The 20,451-nt window shown below is 70.9% G+C and carries 15 protein-coding genes; 7 read left to right on the top strand and 8 right to left on the bottom strand.

Going from position 1 to position 20,451, the window contains the following annotated elements:
• Positions 1 to 191: 191 nt before the first annotated feature.
• Entirely contained in the window at positions 192 to 668 is a 477-nt protein-coding gene (locus tag ACLJQF_RS45800) for a MarR family winged helix-turn-helix transcriptional regulator (protein ID WP_410616698.1), read from the bottom strand.
• 104 nt (positions 669 to 772) lie between these two features.
• Between ACLJQF_RS45800 and ACLJQF_RS45795 the strand changes: the two genes are divergently transcribed.
• A complete protein-coding gene (locus ACLJQF_RS45795) occupies positions 773 to 2,575 on the top strand; it encodes a thiamine pyrophosphate-requiring protein (protein WP_410616696.1) in 1,803 nt (600 codons plus the stop codon).
• Positions 2,572 to 3,573, top strand: a complete 1,002-nt coding sequence (locus tag ACLJQF_RS45790) for an SDR family oxidoreductase (RefSeq protein WP_410616695.1) — start codon at positions 2,572 to 2,574, stop codon at positions 3,571 to 3,573. The genes ACLJQF_RS45795 and ACLJQF_RS45790 overlap by 4 nt, the downstream gene beginning before the upstream one ends.
• A gap of 6 nt (positions 3,574 to 3,579) precedes the next feature.
• On the opposite strand, the gene ACLJQF_RS45785 is transcribed toward ACLJQF_RS45790, so the two are convergent.
• The gene (locus ACLJQF_RS45785; protein WP_410616694.1) at positions 3,580 to 4,194 is read right to left on the bottom strand and encodes a hypothetical protein; all 615 of its coding nucleotides are present in this window, start codon (positions 4,192 to 4,194) and stop codon (positions 3,580 to 3,582) included.
• Between the two features lie 101 nt (positions 4,195 to 4,295).
• Here ACLJQF_RS45785 and ACLJQF_RS45780 point away from each other — a divergent pair, with 101 nt between their 5' ends.
• Complete coding sequence (locus tag ACLJQF_RS45780) at positions 4,296 to 4,736, top strand: hypothetical protein (RefSeq protein ID WP_410616693.1); 441 nt, start codon at positions 4,296 to 4,298, stop codon at positions 4,734 to 4,736.
• A 52-nt stretch (positions 4,737 to 4,788) separates the two neighbouring features.
• Here the strand turns inward: ACLJQF_RS45780 and ACLJQF_RS45775 are convergent, their stop codons facing one another.
• The gene (locus ACLJQF_RS45775; protein ID WP_410616703.1) at positions 4,789 to 5,946 is read right to left on the bottom strand and encodes a TetR/AcrR family transcriptional regulator; all 1,158 of its coding nucleotides are present in this window, start codon (positions 5,944 to 5,946) and stop codon (positions 4,789 to 4,791) included.
• Positions 5,947 to 6,122: 176 nt separating this feature from the next.
• On the opposite strand from ACLJQF_RS45775, the gene ACLJQF_RS45770 reads away from it, so the two are divergent.
• Positions 6,123 to 7,325 (top strand): oxygenase MpaB family protein, encoded by a 1,203-nt coding sequence (locus ACLJQF_RS45770; RefSeq protein ID WP_410616692.1) that lies wholly within the window; start codon positions 6,123 to 6,125, stop codon positions 7,323 to 7,325.
• Between the two features lie 22 nt (positions 7,326 to 7,347).
• On the opposite strand, the gene ACLJQF_RS45765 is transcribed toward ACLJQF_RS45770, so the two are convergent.
• The 5 genes from ACLJQF_RS45765 to ACLJQF_RS45745 form a co-directional block, all read right to left on the bottom strand.
• Positions 7,348 to 9,192 (bottom strand): RICIN domain-containing protein, encoded by a 1,845-nt coding sequence (locus ACLJQF_RS45765; RefSeq protein ID WP_410616690.1) that lies wholly within the window; start codon positions 9,190 to 9,192, stop codon positions 7,348 to 7,350.
• Between the two features lie 215 nt (positions 9,193 to 9,407).
• Complete coding sequence (locus ACLJQF_RS45760; RefSeq protein WP_410616689.1) at positions 9,408 to 10,853, bottom strand: arabinofuranosidase catalytic domain-containing protein; 1,446 nt, start codon at positions 10,851 to 10,853, stop codon at positions 9,408 to 9,410.
• Positions 10,854 to 10,894: 41 nt separating this feature from the next.
• Positions 10,895 to 11,923 (bottom strand): LacI family DNA-binding transcriptional regulator, encoded by a 1,029-nt coding sequence (locus ACLJQF_RS45755; protein ID WP_410616688.1) that lies wholly within the window; start codon positions 11,921 to 11,923, stop codon positions 10,895 to 10,897.
• A gap of 4 nt (positions 11,924 to 11,927) precedes the next feature.
• Positions 11,928 to 13,289: an RICIN domain-containing protein gene (locus tag ACLJQF_RS45750; RefSeq protein WP_410616687.1), complete on the bottom strand. Its 1,362-nt coding sequence runs from the start codon at positions 13,287 to 13,289 to the stop codon at positions 11,928 to 11,930.
• Positions 13,290 to 13,387: 98 nt separating this feature from the next.
• Complete coding sequence (locus tag ACLJQF_RS45745; protein WP_410616686.1) at positions 13,388 to 14,131, bottom strand: FadR/GntR family transcriptional regulator; 744 nt, start codon at positions 14,129 to 14,131, stop codon at positions 13,388 to 13,390.
• A gap of 380 nt (positions 14,132 to 14,511) precedes the next feature.
• On the opposite strand from ACLJQF_RS45745, the gene ACLJQF_RS45740 reads away from it, so the two are divergent.
• The 3 genes from ACLJQF_RS45740 to ACLJQF_RS45730 all read left to right on the top strand — a co-directional run bounded on the left by ACLJQF_RS45740 (position 14,512) and on the right by ACLJQF_RS45730 (position 20,439).
• Complete coding sequence (locus ACLJQF_RS45740; protein ID WP_410616685.1) at positions 14,512 to 16,860, top strand: ricin-type beta-trefoil lectin domain protein; 2,349 nt, start codon at positions 14,512 to 14,514, stop codon at positions 16,858 to 16,860.
• A gap of 118 nt (positions 16,861 to 16,978) precedes the next feature.
• Entirely contained in the window at positions 16,979 to 18,454 is a 1,476-nt protein-coding gene (locus ACLJQF_RS45735) for an arabinofuranosidase catalytic domain-containing protein (RefSeq protein ID WP_410616683.1), read from the top strand.
• Positions 18,455 to 18,465: 11 nt separating this feature from the next.
• Positions 18,466 to 20,439 carry an alpha-L-fucosidase gene (locus tag ACLJQF_RS45730; protein ID WP_410616682.1) on the top strand — a complete coding sequence of 658 codons (1,974 nt, stop codon included), beginning with the start codon at positions 18,466 to 18,468 and terminating at the stop codon, positions 20,437 to 20,439.
• Positions 20,440 to 20,451 lie beyond the last annotated feature (12 nt).

Below are 20,451 nucleotides of genomic sequence, written 5' to 3'. Positions count from 1 at the left end.
ACGCCGCCTAACCCCTTCACCCCGGGCCCCGGCTCCGCTGCGCTACGCCGGGGGCGCTACCGCGCGCCCACAGTCACCTCGATTTACGAGCCAGGACCTCGCAGGTCCTGAATGAGTCATTCAAGACCTCCGCACCTCGCCGGGCGCCGGGATACCCGTGATTCCCGCGGCCAAACTTCTTTCTCCGGTCTTCAGGTTGCACGACGCAAAGGTGAGCGCGACTCCGATTCGTCCGCTTCGACTGCTTTGGCGAACCGCTCGAAGGCGGCGATCGCGGCCGCCCGGTCCGCCGGGTCGAGCCGGCCGAGGACGCCCGCCAGCGCCCGGCGGCGGTCGCGGTCGACGCGGTCCACGAGCTGCCGTCCCGGCCCGGTCGGGGCGAGCAGCGTCTCCCGCCGGTTCAGCGGATTCGGGGCCTTTTCCAGCAGGTTCAGCGCGACCAGCCGGTCACACGCGCGGGTGACGGACGACGGGTTCATCGCCAGTTCGCGCGCCACCCGGCCCATGGTGACCGGGGTCCGGTCGACCACCACCCGCAGCGCGCGGAACTGGGTCAGCGTCAACCGCTCGGTGTTCCGCTCGACGGTCGAATCGGCGATCAGCACCATCGCCCGCAGCGCGGCCAAGGCCGCGTCGGTACCGTCCGGCTCCTGCCACGTTTGCGTCACGCAAGCATGCTAGCGGCGAAAGCGGGTACAGCGATTCGTGAGCGCCGGCGGCGACCACGAAAGGAGGCGGCCGCGCCGGTGAAACCCGACCCAAGGGAGTAGTCATGAGCCAGACAGTCGGTGACCACCTGCTCCAGCGCCTGCGCGAATGGGGCGTGGAGCAGGTCTTCGCCTATCCTGGCGACGGCATCAACGGGCTCGTCGCCTCGTTCGGCAAGGCGGACAACCAGCCCCGCTTCGTGCAGGCCCGGCACGAGGAGATGGCCGCGTTCGCGGCCGTCGGCTACGCGAAGTTCAGCGGCAAGGTCGGCGTCTGCATGGCCACCTCGGGCCCCGGCGCGATCCACCTGCTCAACGGGCTCTACGACGCGAAGCTCGACCACGTCCCGGTGGTCGCGATCGTCGGGCAGACCGCGCGCAGCGCGATGGGCGGCAGCTACCAGCAGGAGGTCGACCTGCAGGCGCTCTACAAGGACGTCGCGAGCGAGTACCTCGTCGAGGTGAACGTCGCCGAGCAGCTGCCGAACGCGCTCGACCGGGCGATCCGGACGGCCGAGTCGTCCCGCTGCCCCACCGCCCTGATCATCCCCGCGGACCTGCAGGAGGAGACGTACTCGCCACCGCAGCACGCGTTCAAGCAGGTGCCCTCCAGTCCGCCGAGCCAGGCGTGGTCCCGGCCGGTGCCGGCCGAGGCAGAGCTCGACGCGGCGGCCGAAGTGCTCAACGCCGGCGAAAAGGTCGCCATCCTGGTCGGCCAAGGCGCGCGCGGCGCGGCCGAGGAGGTCCGCCAGGTCGCCGAGGTCACCGGCGCCGGTGTCGCGAAAGCGTTGCTGGGCAAGGACGTCCTGCCCGACGACCTGCCGTGGGTGACCGGCTCGATCGGGCTGCTCGGCACCCGGCCGAGCTACGAGCTGATGCGCGACTGCGACACGCTGCTGATCGTCGGCTCGAACTTTCCGTACAGCCAGTTCCTGCCGGACTTCGGCCAGGCGCGCGCGGTGCAGATCGACCTGGACGGCCGGCTGATCGGGATGCGCTACCCGACCGAGGTCAACCTGGTCGGGGACAGCGCGGCGACGCTGCGCGCGCTGCTGCCGAAGCTGGCGGGCAAGCCGGACCGGTCGTGGCGCGAGAAGATCGAGAAGAACGTCGCCTCCTGGTGGGACACCGTGGAGAAGGAAGCGGCGGTGGACGCCGACCCGGTCAACCCGATGGCGATCGTGTCCGAGCTGTCGAAGCGGATCCCGGAGAACGCCATCGTCACCGCGGACTCCGGTTCGTCCACGAACTGGTACGCCCGCAACCTCCGGATGCGCGGTGACATGCGCGGGTCGCTGTCGGGCACCCTGGCCACGATGGGCCCCGGCGTGCCGTACGCCATCGGGGCGAAGTTCGCCCACCCCGACCGGCCGGTGATCGCCCTCGTCGGCGACGGCGCCATGCAGATGAACGGCCTCGCCGAGCTGATCACCATCGCCCGCTACCAGCACCTGTGGAGCGACCCGCGCTGCGTGATCTGCGTGTTCCACAACAACGACCTCAACCAGGTCACCTGGGAGCTGCGCGCGATGGGCGGCGCGCCGAAGTTCGAGGAGTCCCAGACCCTGCCGGACGTCGACTACGCCGGCTTCGCGCTGTCGCTCGGGCTCACGGCCGTCACGGTCGACAAGCCGGACCAGCTCGCCTCGGCCTGGGACACCGTGCTCACCGCGGGCAAGCCGGCGGTGCTGGACGTCCGCTGCGACCCGGACGTGCCACCGATCCCGCCGCACGCCACCTTCGAGCAGGTGAAGTCGGCGACCGAGGCCGTCCTCAAGGGCGACCCGGACGCGTTCCACCTGGTCGTGCAGGGCGTCAAGACGAAGCTGCAGGAGTTCCTGCCGGGCGGGAAGGGCCGCACGCCGTGAACGCGGTCGAGGTCGTCGTCGTGACCGGGGCCAGCGGCGGCATCGGCCGCGCGGTCGCGCGGGCGTTCGGGGCCCGGAAGGCCTGCGTCGCGCTACTGGCCCGCGGGGAGCAGGGACTCAAGGCGGCCGCGGAAGACGTCACCCGCGCCGGCGGGACGGCCCTGGCCATCCCCGCCGACGTCGCCGACTTCGGTCAGGTCGACGCCGCCGCGTCCCGGGTCGAGGAGGAGCTCGGCCCGATCGACGTGTGGGTGAACGTGGCGTTCACGTCGGTGTTCGGGCCGTTCGCCGAGATCGGGCCGGACGAGTTCCGCCGGGTGACCGAAGTGAGCTACCTCGGGTACGTGCACGGCACGATGGCCGCGGTGCGCCGGATGAAGGAGCGCGACCGCGGCACGATCGTGCAGGTGGGCTCGGCGCTGGCGTACCGCGGAATCCCCTTGCAGAGCGCGTATTGCGGCGCGAAGCACGCGATCCAAGGGTTCAACGAGGCCCTGCGCTGCGAGCTCCTGCACGACGGCAGCGGCGTCCGCACGACGATGGTGCAACTGCCGGCGGTCAACACGCCGCAGTTTTCGTGGGTCCGTTCCAAGCTGCCGCACCAGGCCCAGCCGGTGCCGCCGATCTACCAGCCGGAGGTGGCGGCCCGCGCGGTGGTGCACGCGGCCGGCCACCCGCGCCGCCGGGAGTACTGGGTCGGCGGGAGCACGGTCGGCACGCTGATCGCGAACGCCGTTGCGCCAGGCCTCCTCGATCGGTACCTCGCGAGGACCGGCTACCGCTCCCAGCAGACGGGGGCGGAGAAGCCGCCGGACCAGCCGGAGAACCTGTGGGCCCCGGCGGATCGCGGGCGGGATTTCGGTGCGCACGGCCAGTTCGACGACAAGGCGACGCCGAGGAGCGCGCAGCTGTGGGCGAGCCGGCACCACGGTGCTGTCGCTGCGGCCGGGGGTGCCTTGGCGGCGGCACTGGCGGTGTGGCGGCGGGCGCGGGCGTGACCGGGCTCAGGCCGGCCGGGTGCCCCGGGCCTTGACCGGCCGGAAGCCCTTCCACTCGTCGATCGAGACTTCCGTCATCACATATCCCTCGGGAACGTGCTGCCGGTGGTGACCGCCCGGCCCGTACACCCGGATAACGAGTGAAACCTCGTACGCCTCGCTCACGAAGTCACCCCGGCCGCCGAGGACGAGCCGGTAGCCCGCCTCGACCGCAGCCCGGCGGAGCTTCTCGAGCACTCCGCCTTCGGTGCCGGGGCGCAGGGTCTGCACGTTGACCCCGGGCTGGAAGCCGATGACCATGTACTTTTTCGTCGACACCCGGATGACCTGGCCGTCGCGGGCGCCGATCCGGTCGGCGAGCGCGAAGTACCGGCGGAACCGGCGGCGAGCAATGAGGTCCAGCATGGAGAAGTAGGCCGCCCACGCCAGGACGGGCGCGATCAGGAACGCCCAGAACCCGTTCCGCCAGTCGCCGGTCGCGAGGGGAAGCCCGACGGCGCTCGAGACGAAGAACAGCAGAAACCAGCTGCAGCAACCACGCATGCGGCCCCTCTCGCCCGCACCCAGGTTAACGCCGATCGACCGGCCGGTCACCGCGATCCGGCCGGCCGCAGCGGACATCGGCCGAAAGGACGAGGCCGCGGCCCCCGAACCGCCTCTTCGGCCGAGGTGACCAGGCCCTTCCCTCCCCTAGCTTGATCGTCAGGTGGGGAGGAGGGACCATGAAGTTCACCGCCAAGCGAGTCGTGATCTCCGGGGCCGTGGCCGGCGTGGCCGTGGTCGCCGTCGGGGCCACCGTGATCGCCACCGCCGCCGATCCCGTCGCGCCCGAAATCACCAGCGCCACGCCCGCCGAGGCCGGGCACGGGGACGAAGGCAAGTACACCACCGGGGACTACGTGCTCAACGTGCACGAACTCGACGACGACGGCGACGGCGTCAAAACCGCCATCGGGCCGCACACCACCTCCTACTCGAAGACCTTGCACAGCAGTGGGAACCGGCAGCACACGGTCGTCAAGTTCTCGGCCGGCGCGGACGCCGATGGGCCGATCTTCTTCAGCTACCCCGTTCCCGCGCCCGGGCGGGTCGTCGACTGCGTGGCCTCCGGGACCGAGGCCGCGCCGCAAGTGCGGTGCGAGACCAAGTTGCCCGCTGGGTGATCGACCAGGTGCAGCCCGAAGCTGCGGACCGGGGCGGTGCCCCGCTGAGAGGTCACAGGCCGAGCGCACTCACCAGCAGCCCGCCCACCGCGGCGCGGTGCTCCGGGCGGTCCGCCCACCGCAGCCGCCGGCCGGCCTCGACCACCACGCCGAAGCCCGCGTGCACCAGCACCCGGGCCTGGCGGGTGTCGAGGTCCGGCCGGGCCACGCACAGGTGCTGCTCCCACACCGCGATGTGCTCCCGCTGCGCCGCCACCAGCGGGCGGCGCAGCGCCTCCGGCAACCCGGCGATTTCCGCGTTGGCCACACTATTCAGGGCGCTGTGCTCGAAGCTGTACGCCACGTACGTCGCCGTCAGGGCGTTCAGTGCGTCGTGCGAGCCGGTCGTCCCGCGCAGGTTGTGCTCGACCGCCTGGGCCAGCAGGCCCGCGGCCTGCAGGCACGCCGCCGCCAGGATGTCGGCCTTGCCCGGGAAGTAGCGGTAGAGCGCCGACGGCACCAGCCCCACCGCCTCGGCGATCCGGCCGTTCGTCACCGTGGTGAACCCGTCCCGCTCGAACAGCGGGACGGCGGCCGCGAGGATCTCCGAACGCCGGGTCCGGGGCACCGGCGGGGCGGGGATCTCGACGAAGGGCGCGGGCGCCGCGGCGGGGTCGGTGGCGGCCACGCGCAGGGCCGCGGCCCGCAGCAGCTCCCCGACCCGGCGCCGGCCGATCGCGTTGTGGTGCGTCGTGACGGACCCGATGGCGCCCAGGGCCCCCACCGCCCGCAGGTGCTCGCCGGGCCACGGGTGCTCGCGCCGCACCGCCGCCGCCACCCGCTCGACGACGTGCGCGAACTTGGCCGCCAGCAGCCGTCGGTCGTCGCGCTCGAGGTACCGGGCCTCCCAGCGGTACACGCCACCGACCTCCCGGTGCGCGACGGTGACCCGGGTGACGGCGGCGAAGATCTCCGCCAGTGACGCGTCCGGGGGCACCTCGGCGAGCGCGGCGACGAGCCGGTCCGCCATCACGTTCGCGCACTCGGCGAACAGCGCGTACTTGTTCGGGAAGTGCCGGTACAGCGCGGCCGCGGTGATGCCCACCCGCGCCGCGATCTCCTCCATCGACGCCGCGTGGTAGCCGCGCTCGCTGAACACCGCGGCGCCCGCCTCGACGATGAGCTGCCTGCGGTTGCGGGGCCGGACGGCCGCGGCCGGCTCGGCGGTCACCGCGGCCACCGGGCCGAGCTGCGCGGGAATCGGGCCATGCGGGTCAGTCAACCACAGACCGGCCGGGTCTTGCCGACCCGCGAGCGAGCTTCTATGTTAATGAGGAATCTCCTCTCGAACACCGCTCATCTCTCCGTCTGCACGGCTACTGCCTACCGAGGAAGCTAGGTAAGTAAATGCGCAATCTCAGCAGGAGGAACGCTCTTTCGCTCGGCGTCGCACTGGGCCTGGTGGGCGCGACGAGCGTCGTCCCCGCGTGGGCAGCGACGACACCGACGGCACCGACGGCCGCGGGCACCGACCCGTGGTGGGTCTGGGACGACGAAGTCGACACCCTGATGGCCGGGCTCGTCGACAGCGGCCGGGTCCCCGCGGTCAACACCGCGCTGCGGTCGTGGGTGGACAACGCCGACCCGCTGCCTGCCGGCCTGCCCGCCGACCTCACCGCCTGGCTCCAGCGCGTCAACCGGCTGCCCTCCTGGGCCGACCCCGCCAAGCTGCGCCGCGCCGCCGACTTCAACCGGCGCAAGGACACCTACCTGTTCGTGCTCTACGGCCTCGGCAGCGGCATCATGAGCACGGTCATCCCGCGGGAAGCCCGGTCGGTCTACTGGTCCGCGGGCGGCGCCGCCATGCAGGACCGCGCGGCCAAGACGTTCACCTTCGGCTACGACCTGAGCGAAGCCGGCGCGTTCGAACCCTCGGGCCAGTTCGTCGTCACGGCCAACAAGACACGCCTGGTGCACGCTGCCGTGCGGCACCTGCTGCCGCAGTCGTCGCACTGGCGGGCGGCCGCCGACGAGCGGGTGCCGATCAGCAACGGCGACATCCTGGTCACCTTCCACAGCCTCGGCACCTTCGTGCACCGCAAGCTGCGCGAGTGGCACGTCCCGATGTCGGCCGCGGACGAGGACGCCTTCCTGCACCAGTGGCAGGTCGCCATCCACCTGCTCGGCGTCCGGGACGAGTTCATCCCGAAGACGTGGGCCGCGGCGGACACGCAGTCCGCCCAGGTGCTCACGCCGCTGCTCGCCCCGACACCCGAGGGCAGGGAACTCGCCGCGGACCTGCTCGGGCTGACCGCCCAGATCGACCTGGGCGTCACCCGCGGCTTCCTCAACGAGTTCGTGCGGTACGTGCTCAGCAACGAGGTCGGCGACTGGCTCGGCCTCCCGCGCGACTACGTGGCGGCCACCCTGATCCGCACCGGGTGGCCCGCGTACATCGCGTTCCGGGAAGGTCTGCTGCCGATCGCCCCGGCGGGCTTCTACCTCTTCGACCAGTTCATCCGCGCGCTCGCCATGCTGTTCCTCAACAAGGGGACGTCTTCGACGAGCACACCCATCACGATCCCCACCGGCAACCGGCCCGGCGCCTGAGAAAGCGCCGGGCCCGCCGGGGTCAGGCCGGTCCCCGGCCCCACAGCCGCCAGGTCTGGTTGAGGGGGCTGTTCTGGGTGACCGGCTTGCACGTCCACTGGATCACCGGTGCGCGCGCGGCCGTGGAAACCCCGTTGACGTCGACACACTTGCCGCTGTGCCGGGCGACGAGCTGGTAGTCGTGGGCGTCGTTGCCGCCGTAGGTGACTCGCCGCGGCGAGAACTGCTGGTTCGTCGCGCCGTCGGTGCAGGTCCGCTGCTGGACGGCGGCACCGTCGTCGGCCGAGGCACCGGCCACCTCGAGGCACTTACCGCTCTGCTGGTTGACGACGGTGTACGCGCCCGTGACGCCGGGCACCGGGCGGAAGTCCCACTGCTGCTGGGCGCCGCCTTCGCAGAAGTCCTGCTGCTGCCGGTTGCCGTCGGCCGTGCCCAGGTCGGTGTTGTCCAGGCACTGCTGGGAGTGCTGGGCGACGGCGACGGAGGAGAAGCCGCTGTCCGACGGGGGCAGCAGGGTGATGCCGATCGCGTCGTCGACGGTGGTGTGCGGGACGCTGACGGTCACGGCGTTGCCGGAGACGGCCACCACCGAGTCCCGGATGGTGACCGGGCTCTGCACCGCGGCCCCGCCGTTGTACGGGAGCTGCTGGACGACGACCCGCACCTGGTTGTTCTGGACGATGCCGGCGGTGGTGTCCAGGCGCTGCAGGGCGACCGCGACGTTTCCGGTCGTGCGACCGCCGCCGACCAGGACCTTCGCCACCCCGGCCGCCTTCGTGGCGAACGGGTCGTAGGACTGGCTGGGTTTCGTGGTCACGATCTGGCCGGCCTGGGAGCCGTAGAAGCGGTAGGCCCACCACTCGCCCTTGGGCAGGTAGCGGCCCGCGGAGTTGCGGACGAGCAGGTTGCCGAGGTCGTTGTGCAGGTTCCCGCCGCTGGCCCAGTTGGCGCGCAGCCCGTCGGCGCCGGCGCGCTCGAGCCGGGCGATGTACCAGGCGCCGTCACCGGGGTTCTGCTCGTTCGAGGCCCCGTACTCGTTGATCTGGTACGGACGCGGGTGCGGGATGCCACGCGAGCCGAGTGACGCGTCGGCCGCGGCGACGTTCGCCACCGGATCGCCCGGCAGGGAGTGCCAGCTGACGATGTCCGGCACCGTGCTGGAGCCGCGGACGAAGTCGAGGTACTGCGTCCACCAGCTCCCCGAGGTCGATGGGACTCCGGCGAGGCTCGGGCCGACGATCGCTTGCGCCGGGAAGGCCGCGCGGATGCGCTGGTACGCGCGCTGCCACAGGGCGAAGTACTGGCTCTGCGGCCGGTTCCAGAACAGGGTGATGTTGGGCTCGTTCCAGATGTCCCACTCCACCGGCGCCCCGGTCGCCCGCACGTCGTTGATCAGGCGGGTGAGGAAGGCGTCGTAGTCCGACCAGTCGCCGTTGTCGCCGGGGAACCGGGAGATCGGGTAGCCGTCCGCGCCCCAGAGGTCGTGCACCAGCAGGACGAACTGGCCGCCGAGCGAACGGGTGCGCAGCAGTTGCGCACGGGTGGCGTTCCACCGCCGGTCGTACTTGCCCGACACCCAGCCGCCCGGGCTGTCCAGCTGCGCGCCGCCGGCCCGCATCGCCTGGAAGCGCACGTCCCGGAAGAAGTGGTCGGGCGGCCCCGAGGCGTTCTCGGTCATGCCGTAGATCCAGCCGGAAGCCCGGTAGGAAGGCGAGCCGACGGCGGCGGAGAAGTCGGCCGAGACCGACTCGTCCGCGGCCTGGGCCGGCCCGGGCAGGGCCACGGCGGAAGCACCGGTCAGTGCTCCGGTGATCAGGAGGGCGGCCAGGCCACGGCGGACGCGAGGCCACTGACGCGAGAGGTCCACTGACGACTCCTTCGGCGGGTGGACGTGCGGGGGTCGATCGCGGGTCATCGAACCGGTTCGACCATCAAAGAAGCTACGCCGCAGGCAATTCACCGACAATCGGCCAAATGGAGGCGAACCGGTTCGGCGGCAGGGGCGGGCGCAGCCGCCAAGGACAGGAAGGGGCCTCCCCCGCGTCACCCGCGAGGAAAGCCCCTCCCGTCCGCCCCAGCGGCTCAGCGGTAGCCGGCGGCCACCACGTTCGCCTGCACCGCGTTCTCCGTCGCGTCCGAGGGATAGCCCGCGACCATCGCACCCTCGTAGAACGTCCCCGCGCTCAGGTTCGCCCCACCGCCGGGTTTGCAGCAGTCGCCGCCGCTGCCCAGGATGATCGCGCCCTGCTTCTTCATCGGGCTGTAGCCGCCGGGAAGGCCGCCGTCCCACATCGTCGTCAGCCCGCCCGACTGAGCGTTGCTGCCCTTGAGCGCGAAGCGGGACGTGCCGTTGTTCTTCAGCATCGCCGTGACGAACTTGCTGGGCAACGCCCGCTGGTTCGGGTTCCACTGCTGGCTGCCGCCCGGATACAGCCCCCACTCGAGGTCGGCCTGCACCCACGGGCCCGAACCCTGGCACCCGCCGAACCAGCACTCCGTGCCGAAGTTGATCGCGTCCATCGCGCCGGCCGCGTCGGCCTTGCGAGTCGTTTCGCTGTTGCCGTAGTCGAAGCAGCAGCCGCTGTTGACGTGCGTCCCGCTGGTCACCATGTACATGCCCTCGGGCGCGCTGCCGGTCGGCACCCCGGTCAGGTGCCCGTCCCGCCAGTAGCTGTTGCCGGGGTTGATGTAGAGCGAGTAGGCCTTCGCCCCACCGACGGTGAGCGACTCCGACGTGGCCTTCGCCGGGCTGCTCTGGTTGGACCCCGGGACCACGGTCGATCCCTGGTACCACAGGTCGTTCCCGCGCCCGGACTGGTCGTAGACCACGGTGATGACGCAGGACGTGCCGGTGCAGAAGGAATCCTGGGCGGCCGCGTCGGCGGTGCCGCCCGCGGCCCGGACGCCGATGTTCCTGGTCGTGTTGTCGGACGAGCGCCGGACCTGGTACAGGTTGCCCGCATAGGTGCCGTAGAGCGCTCGGGCCGTGCTGTGCGCGGCGACGCACGGCGTGCCCCCGGAAGCGTAGATGTCACACGGCGCCGTGCCGGTCGGGTCCGGCGGGGTCGTCGTCCCGGCGCTCCACCGCTGGTTGGCCTGGCCGTGGCAGGTCCACAGGACGACCGCGGTGCCGTTGGCCGTGCCGGCGCCGGTCACGTCCAGGCAGAGTCCCGATTGGACACCGCTGATCGTCCCGTCGGCGTTCTGCCGCCACTGCTGGTTCGTTCCGCCGTGGCACGACCAGATGATGGCCGCCGTGCCGGGTGTCGTCCCGTTGCCGGAGGCGTCCACGCAGCGCGTGCCGTTCAGCGTCCGCAGCTCCCCCGCCGCGGTGAACTCGTAGGCCTGTCCCGCCTGGCCGCCGCAGTCCTGGATCTCCAGCGACGTTCCCGGCGCGTCGGTGCCGCCCTTGACGTTCAGGCACCGTCCCGACGCCGCGCCCACCAGCGGCGCGGCCGCCGCCGAAGCCGGTACGGCCCCGGCCAGCGCCGTCACCACCATCGCGGCCACCACCACGAACACGCGCACGATTCCTCCTCGGGTCGTCCGTCCTGGACTGGACACCGGCGTCACGCCGACTTGCGCGGCACCAGTTCGGTGTCGAGCACCGTGTTCCGGCGCGGGGCCGCGCCGTCGATCATCGCCAGCAGCTCGGCGGTCATCCGGGCACCCATCTCCTCGACCGGCTGGCGCACGGTCGTCAGCGGCGGATCGGTCCAGCAGCTGATCGGCAGGTCGTCGAACCCGACGAGGGCGACGTCCTCGGGGACCCTCCGGCCCGCACGGCGAAGCGCGCGCAACGCCCCGACCGCCATCATGTCGGAGGCCGCGAAGATGCCGTCGACGTCCGGACGGCGGCTCAGCAGCCGGGACGTCGCGTACTCGCCGGACGCCTGCCCGAAGTCGCCGCACACCACGAGGGTCTCGTCGTAGCGGCCCGCCCGCGTCATCGCCTGCCGGTACCCGAGCAGCCGGTCCACCCCCGCGGTCATGTCCTGCGGCCCGGTGACGGTCGCGACGGTGTGGCGGCCGCCGTCGAGCAGCCGCTGGGTCGCCAGCCGTGCGCCGCCCTGGTTGTCGGCGTCCACGTACGGCAGCCGCCCGGCCCGGCCCGCCTGGACCGGCCGCCCGCCGAACACCACCGGGATGCCGAGCCAGTCCAGGTCGAGCGGGCGGCGGCCGTGCATGCCGACGACGAGCGCGCCGTCGACGTGCCCGCCGTCGAGGTACCGCACCACCGGCGACTGGTAGTCGTCGGTGGCCGGCACGGTGAGCAGCACCAGCTGCACCCCCACCGCGGTCAGCTCCCGGCCCACGCCCGCGGCGATCCGCGGGAAATACGGGTCGGTGAACAACCGCGGCACTTCCTCGCACACCACCAGGGCGATCGAGCCGGTGTGCCGGGCGCTGCTCGCCTTCGCCGCCCGCTGCCGGGCGTACCCGAGCGCCAGCATGGCGGACTCCACCTGCTTGCGGCGTTCCGGGCTCACCCGCGGGAAGCCGTTCAGCACGCGGGAGGCCGTGGCGATGGAGACCCCGGCCGCCCGTGCGACGTCTGCCAGGGTGGGACGGAACCCCGACGGTTCGACCATGGTCACGGGCTCAGGCACGCTGGAGCGCGAACCGCTGGTTGGGGTTCCCGGTGAACGTCCACTGGGAGATCCGCGCGCCGTCGGCGGTCGACACCCCCCAGACGTCCATGGCCAGGCCACTCAACCGGTTGACCAGGCTCACCGCGCCGCTGCCCTGGTCGACGACCCGCCACTGCTGCGCGGTGGCGTTGGTGTCGGCCTGCTGGCTGATGTCCGCGCCGCTGTCCGCGTTCGCGGCCTGGAGGACCAGCCCGCTGTGGCGCGCCCGGACCCGGTAGTAGCCGTCACCGGAGTCGACGAAGTCGAACTGCTGGCTGAGCCCGCCGTTGGCCGGCTCCTGCTCGATGAGCGCGCCGGCCGCCGTCGAGGCGCCGGTGATCCCGACGAGCTTGTTGCTGTGCTGGGCGGTCAGCTTGTAGTTCACGCCGATCTGCACCGGCGGCGTCGGCGGCGTGGTGGTGCCGAACTGCGTGATGAACTTCCACACCTCGCCCGAGGTCCAGGTCTGCCAGCCGCTGCCGCCGCCGTCCTTCGGACCCGGGTCGTGCCCGCCGTCGAAGGCGCCCCAGACGACCGGGTAGCCGGCCCGGCAGCCGGAGTAGGCGGTGACGATGTGGGTCCGGCTGCCGCTGCCGGGCTCCGGCGGGTTCTGCGGGGTGCAGCCGTTGTTGCGGACGAACTGGTCGCGCAGCTGCCGACCGGAGGAGATCGGCAGGACGTTGTCGCCGATGCCGTGCATCCCGATGTAGGCGACCGGCTGGGTGCCGCCGCTGCAGCCGCTGAGGTTCGCTCCGGAGTAGACGGCGACCGCGCGGAACACCGTGGGCCGGGCGCAGGCGAGGGCGTAGCTCATGGCGGCGCCGTAGCTGAAGCCGCCGGCGAAGACCTGGGTGGTGTCGACGCACAACGCGGCCTCGACCTGCTTCAGGAGGTCGTCGATGAAGGTGACGTCCTGGCCGCCCGGGTTGGCCCAACCGTTGCCGTTGCCTTGTGGTGCCACGAAAATCGTGTTGTTGCCCGAGCTGTCGGCCAGCCGGCGGAGCCCGTAGTAGGACCAGTTGTAGCCGTCGGTCCCGCCCGAATCGACGTCGTTCATCGTCCCGCCCCGCCAGTGGAGGCCGACGAACAACCGGTAGGAGTGGTTGTTGTCGTAGTTGGCCGGCACCCGCAGGATGTAGCTGCGGTTCTGGCCGCCACTGGAGATCGTGTGGTTGCCGCTCGCCAGCCCTGGTGCCTTCCCGCAGCCCGCGGTGCCGGCGGCCGCGGTGGCCGGCCGATCCGCGCCCGCGGGGGCGGCCTGCGCGGTGCCGCCCGCCAGTAAGGCCAGTACGGCTCCGATCACGGCGGAGGCGAACAGGGATCTCTTCACCATCACAGGGACTCCCTCTGTCTACGGACGTCGTCGTCCTCCCGGGCCGGGGGAGATCCCGGGAGCAGTAAGGTCCACAATGGAACGTCTAGCGAGTGCGGTCACCGGCCGAAGAGCCGGCGCTGGATCTCCCGGCGGTAGTCCTCCAGGGTGTTGTCCAGGTGGACGCCGGCGGCGTGGGCCGCCGCGTCCGGGTCACCGTCGCGGATCGCCCGGTAGATCGCGGCGTGCTCCTCGATCGCGCCCACCGCGTGGCCGCCGATCGCGCCGGACATCCCGATGATGTTCGACTGGCGTTGCAGGCGGCGGGCCTCGCGCACGGCCGCGACGAGGAACTGGTTGTGCGACGCGGTGGCGATCCCGATGTGGAAGTCGTCGTCACCCCGGTCGAACAGCGAGTACTGCCCGCTCAGGTGGCCGTGCCGGCAGGTCTCGGCGGCGGCCTCGATCGCGCGCAGCTCGGCGGGGGTGGCGTTGGCCGCGGCCAGGCGGCTCGCCGCCGTCTCCTGGATCCGGCGGAATTCGAAGAGCCCGTAGACGTGGTCGAGATCGGTGGGCAGGAAGAACCCGCCCCACCGGGAACCACCGAGCATGCCCTCGTCGTCGGAGACATACAGCCCACGTCCTTTGTGCGCTCGCACCCGGCCGATGGCCGAGAGGATCTTGACGGCCTCCCGCACCATGGTCCGGCTGGTTCCCATCCGCGCCGCCAGCTCGTTCTCGGTCGGCATCCGGTCGCCGGGCCGCAGTTCCAGTTCGGCGATCAGCCGGAGGATCTGCTCCGCCACCACTTCGTAGCCGGGGCGGTACGGGACAGGCGGTGCTACTTCCTCGTCACGGGTCACGCAATGAGTATGACTCAGTAACTCCGGTCAGCACCTTACCTCCTTCACCCGCCATCCGGTCAATCTCGGCCGAAGCGGCCTGAAAGTTACATCCCGGGTGCCCACCGGCGGTCAGGACGGAGCAATGAGCCTGCTCCTCGCTTGACGCCAGGCAGGCGCGCTGTTCTCATGGATCACCGACAGCACAACGGAAAACCCGTCAAGCAGCCTCGAAACTTTCGAAAGCCGCCGGCACCTCGCCGTGTCGGATGAGTCGTACACATCCTGCCCGGCCACCGCCGGCGCCGGCGGCCGGTCCGGCCCCGCGCCCGCCCGGCCGGTCCCGTTTCCAGTACACAGTGGACGGTTGGCGCCACCCCGTCCCGGAGAGGTGCCCGCCAATGCCGCCGCGCATCGCAGCAGCGCTCGTCACCGCACTCGTGGTGACCGCGCTCGCCACCCCGCCCGCCCACGCCGCGACGGTCACCATCGCGGTCGCCCCGAACGGGGACGACGCGAATCCCGGCACGCCCGACCAGCCGGTCGCCACCCCGGCGAAGGCCCAGCAACTGGCCCGCGCGCAGTCCGCGGCCAACGACGTCGTCGTGCAGCTCGCCGGCGGCACCTACCGGCTCGCCGCCCCGTTGCGGCTCACCAGCGCCGACTCCGGGCAGAACGGCCACACCGTGACCTGGCAGGCCGCCGCCGGCCAGCGTCCGGTCCTCTCCGGCGGCACGCAGGTCACCGGCTGGTCGGTGCAGGACGCCGGCCAGAACATCTGGGTGGCTTCGGTGCCCCAGGGCGCGGATTCCCGGCAGCTGTTCGTCGACGGCGCGCTCGCCCCGCGCGCGGGGATCCCGATCTCCCGCAACGACGTGCAGTTCACCACGAGCGGGATGACCATCACGAACTCCGCGCTGAACTACCTGGCCACGCTGCCGCAGCAGAACCGGATCGAGGTGGAGAGCCAGAACTCCTTCACCGACCGGTACTCCCCCGTCGACCGGATCAGCGGGACGTCGATCGTCATGCAGCAACCCGCGTGGAACAACAACAACTGGGGCTACGACACCCTCGCCAAGCCGTTCGGCGGCGGCCAGCTGTTCCTCGAGAACTCCTACTCCTTCCTGAAGAACACCGGCCAGTGGTACCTCGATCCGCAGGCCGGGAAGCTCTTCTACAAGGCACCCGGCGGCTGGGTGCCCGGCAGCCACGACGTCGAGCTCCCGCGGCTGCAGTCGCTGCTGCAGATCGGCGGCACCTACGACAGCCCCGCGCGCGGAATCGCCTTCAAGGGCCTGAATTTCGAGCACACCACCTGGCTGACGCCCAGCACTTCGGTCGGGTACGCGAACCAGCAGACCGGCACGTTCCTCCCGGCCGCGGCCCCGATGCCGGGCGACTTCCTCACCTCCTGCCAGTCCGGCTGCCGCCAGTTCGAGGGCGCCCGCAACACCTGGGCGCAGGCCCCGGCCGCCGTCCAGGTCTCGGCCGCCACCGGGATCACCTTCAGCGGCAACACCTTCACCCACCTCGGCCAGGTGGCCCTGGGCATCGGCAACGACGCGAACGCGCACGCCTCCGGCGTCGGCCTGGGCGCGTCGTCGATCACCGTGGATCACAACACCTTCACCGAGAACTCCGGCGGCGGCATCATCGTCGGCGGCGTGCGCCCCGACGCCCACCACCCGTCGAACCCGGCGATGCTGACCAAGGACGTCACCCTCTCGTACAACACGGTGAGCCGGGTCGCCCTGGACTACCGCGAGATGGCCGGCATCCTCTCGACCTACGCGACGCACACCGTCATCACGCACAACGACGTCTCGAACCTGACCTACGACGGCATCGACGTCGGCTGGGGCTGGGGTGCCAACGACCAGGGCGGCAGCCAGGACTACCGCAACCGCGGGCTCTACGACTACCAGCCCGTCTACTCGACGCCGACCACGCTGCGGGACACCGTCGTCAGCTACAACCGGGTGCACGGCACGAAGAAGCTGATGCACGACGGCGGCAGCATCTACAACCTCTCCGCCAACCCGGGCAGCTCGATCGACCACAACCACATCTTCGACAACAACCGCACGGTCGGCCTGTACCTGGACGAAGGCTCCCGGTACGTGACGCTGTCGGCCAACGTGATCCAGGACTCCGGCGTCTGGGCCTTCACCAACGCCAACGGCAACAACAACACCAACGACAGCACGTTCAGCGGCAACTGGCTCAACGGCGGCGCGACCCAGGTGGCCACCGGACCGCCGCACAACAACGTCCTGAGCGGGAACGTCCAGGTCAGCGGCACGAACTGGCCGGCGGGCGCCCAGCAGGTCATCGCCGCCGCCGGGACCGGCGGGAGCAGCCCGGCCGCGGGCACGGTCCGCGCCCTCGGCAAGTGCCTGGACGTCAGCGGCGTCAGCACCACGCCCGGCGCCGCCGTCCAGATCTGGGACTGCAACGGCGGTACCAACCAGTCGTGGACCAGGACCGGCGCCGGTGAGCTGACCGTCTACACCGGCACGCGGTGCCTCGACGCCAGCGGCCAGGGAACCAGCCCCGGCACCAAGCTCGTCATCTGGACCTGCAACGGCCAGGCGAACCAGCAGTGGCAGGTCACCGCGAACGGCACCATCACCGGTGTCCAATCCGGACTGTGCGTCGAGGTGACCGGGTCCTCGACCGCGAACGGCACCGCGATCCAGCTCGCCACCTGCACCGGTGCGAACAACCAGAAGTGGACTCTCGGCTAGCGCCCCAATGTGGCCTTCGGTGCGTCTGACGCACCGAAGGCCGCCTTGGGTGCGTCAGACGCAACCAAGGCCGCCTTGGGGCGCTTCACCTCGCACCAGCGAACAGAGGAGTTCGGCCATGGTCTTCCGCAAGCGTCCGTTGCTCAGAACACTGCAGGCGGCCGCGGCGGCCATCCTCCTGGCCACCGGCGCGGTGGCCGCCACGGGCGCCGCGGCCCAGGCCGCCACGCAGGAAGCGTGCGACCTCTACGCCGCCGGCGGCACCCCGTGCGTCACGGCCCACAGCACCACCCGCGCCCTGTTCGGGGCGTACCACGGCCCGCTGTACCAGATCCAGCGGGCCTCGGACCAGAAGTTCCTCGACGTCGGCCTGCTGACCGCGGGCGGTTACGCGGATTCGGCGCCGCAGGTCTCGTTCTGCGCGGGCACCCGGTGCACGGTCACGAAGATCTACGACCAGACCGCCAACCACAACGACCTGCCGATCTCGTGGGGCGGGTTCTGGAAGGGCCCCGGTCCGAACGGGTCGGACATCGGCGCGGACGCGATGGCGCTGCCGGTCACGGTCGGCGGGCACCCGGTGTTCGGGATCAAGGTCACCCAGGGCGTCGGCTACCGGATCGACAACGCCAAGGGCGCGCCGGTCGGGGCCCAGCCGGAGGGGATCTACATGATCACCTCGTCGAACTACGTCAACCAGTGGTGCTGCTTCGACTACGGCAGTGGCGAGGTCTCCCACAACGACACCGGCAACGCCACCATGAACGCCATCTACTGGGGCACCGCCTGCTGGTTCAACGGCTGCACCGGAACCGGCCCGTGGGTCGAGGCCGACCTGGAGAACGGCATGTACCACACCGGCTCCGGGTCCAACAAGGACCCGAACAACCCAGGGGTACACCACCCGTTCGTCAGCGCGTGGCTGAAGAACAACGGCACCACCAACTTCACCCTCAAGTACGGCGACGCCACCAGCGGCAGCCTGACCACGCCGTACTCGGGCGGGCTGCCCCGGGGCTACTCGCCCATGAAGCTGGAGCCGTCGATCCTGCTGGGCACCGGCGGGGACAACAGCGTCTCCGGCGTCGGCGAGTTCTTCGAGGGGGCCGTGACCAGCGGTTTCCCGACGGACGCCACGGAGAACGCGGTGCAGGCGAGCGTCATCGCGGCCGGCTACGGCACCGGTGGCGGCCCGTCGAACACCGGTGCGGTGCACGCGGTGGGCGCGAACAAGTGCCTGGACGTCAACGGCGTCAGCACCACGCCCGGCGCCCAGGTGCAGATCTGGGACTGCAACGGCGGCACGAACCAGACGTGGACCCGCACCGGTACCGGTGAGCTGAACGTCTACAGCGGCGGCGACACCCGCTGCCTCGACGCCTCCGGCAAGAGCACCACTCCCGGCACCAAGGCCATCATCTGGAACTGCAACGGGCAGAACAACCAGCAGTGGACGTTCAACGCCAACGGAACCGTCACCGGTGTCCAATCCGGACTGTGCCTCGACGTCACCGGATCCGGGACCGCGAACGGCACCGCGATCCAGCTGGCCGCCTGCACCGGTGCGAACAACCAGAAGTGGTCCCTGAGCTGAAAGGTCCCGCCATGTCTTCGTTCGAGCTGTCGAGGCGCAAGCTGATCGTGGTGGCCGGCGCCGCCGCGGCCGCCGGGGTGTTCCGCGTCCGCACCGCGTGGGCCACCGAAGGTCCCAGCAGCTACACCCCGAGCTGGTCGTCGGTCGACCAGCACCCGCCCGCGCCGGGGTGGTTCCAGGACGCCAAGTTCGGCATCTACTACCACTGGGGCGTGTTCAGCGTCCCGGCGTTCGGCAACGAGTGGTACCCGCGGAACATGTACATCGGCGGGTCCAACGAGAACAACCACCACCAGCAGGTGTTCGGCGATCCGTCGGCGTGGCCGTACCAGAACTTCATCAACGGCGCCCGGGACAAGGCGGGCAACTGGGTGCAGTTCGCGCCGAAGCTCAAGTCCGCGGGCGGCAACTTCGACCCGGCGGAGTGGGCCCAGCTCTTCGCCGACGCCGGCGCGAAGTTCGCCGGCCCGGTCGCCGAGCACCACGACGGCTATTCGATGTGGAACAGCACCGCCAACGAGTGGAACTCGGTCAAGACCGGGCCCAAGCTGGACCTGCTGCGGCTGCACGCGGACGCGATCCGCGCGAAGGGCCTCAAGCTGCTCGCGGCGCTGCACCACGCATACCACTTCACCGGCTACTACGACCACGTGCCGAACCAGCCGACCGAGTCGTTGCGCCGGCTGTTCGGCCAGAACGGCCGGGCCGCGGAGAACCAGCTCTGGTACGACAAGCTCCGCGAGGTCGTCGACGGCTACCAGCCCGACCTCGTCTACCAGGACTTCAACCTGCCCCAGGTCGACGAGGCACAGCGGCTGAACTTCCTTTCGCGCTACTACAACCAGGCGGTCGCCTGGAACAAGGACGTCGTCGCCACCTACAAGGACGGCTTCAACAACCGCGGCGAGGTCTTCGACTTCGAACGCGGCGGGCCCGGCGACCTGCTGAGTCCGTACTGGATGACCGACGACAGCATCTCCAGCTCCAGCTGGTGCTACACCACCGGCATCGGCTATTACTCGATGAAGGCCATCCTGCACTCGCTGCTCGACCGGGTCAGCAAGAACGGCACGATGCTGCTGAACATCGCCCCGATGGCCGACGGCACCATCCCGGCCGGGCAGCGCACGATCCTGCTCGGCATCGGGAACTACCTCAAGCGGTTCGGCGAATCCGTCTACGGCACCCGCGCCTGGGCCGTCTACGGCGAGGGCCCGACGAAGATGGGCGGCGGCTCGTTCACCACCCCGGTGGAGGGGACCCGGACCGACGTCCGGTTCACCCGCAGCAAGGACAACACGGTGCTGTACGCGACCGTGTTGGGCTGGCCCGGGAGCACCTTCCCGATCACGACCCTGGGGTCGAGCCGGATCAACCTGAGCAACCTGGTCTCGGCCCAGCTGCTCGGCCCGGACGCCGGCGCCGCCACTACCCTGCCCCTGCCCGTCCAGGACGCTTCCGCGCTGCGCGTCCAGCTGCCTTCGGCGAACCCGCCGTTCGACGCACCGGCGTACGTGGTGAAACTAACGTTCTCCGGGCAGCTCCCCACGCCCGGCTCCGGTCCCCTGCCGACCGGCTGGGCCCGGATCGCCAACGTCACCACCGGGCTCGTGCTGGACGGCGGCGGCAGCGTCGCGGCCGGCTCCCCGCTCAAGCAGTGGAACTGGGACGGCAGCACCAACCTCCAATGGCAACTGACCGACGCAGGCGGCGGCTACGTCCGGATCGTCAACCGCACCAACGGGCTGGTCGCGGACAGCCGGGGCAACACCGCCAACGGCGCGATCTGCGCGCAGACGGCGTGGACCGGCGCCACCAGCCAGCAGTGGAAGCTGACCGGTCTCGGCAACGGCCGGTACCAGATCGTCAACCGGGGCACCGGAACGGCGCTCGACGGCATGGGCAACACCACCGCCGGCTCGAGCGTGGGCCTGTGGACCCCGAACAGCAGCACGAACAACCAGTGGACCGTCACCGCCGTGTGACGGCGGATCCTC

The organism is Amycolatopsis sp. lyj-109, assembly GCF_046548995.1.
Taxonomy (GTDB): Bacteria; Actinomycetota; Actinomycetes; order Mycobacteriales; family Pseudonocardiaceae; genus Amycolatopsis.
The sequence above is the reverse complement of the archived record's forward strand: the minus strand, read 5'-3'. Positions and strand labels throughout refer to the sequence as shown.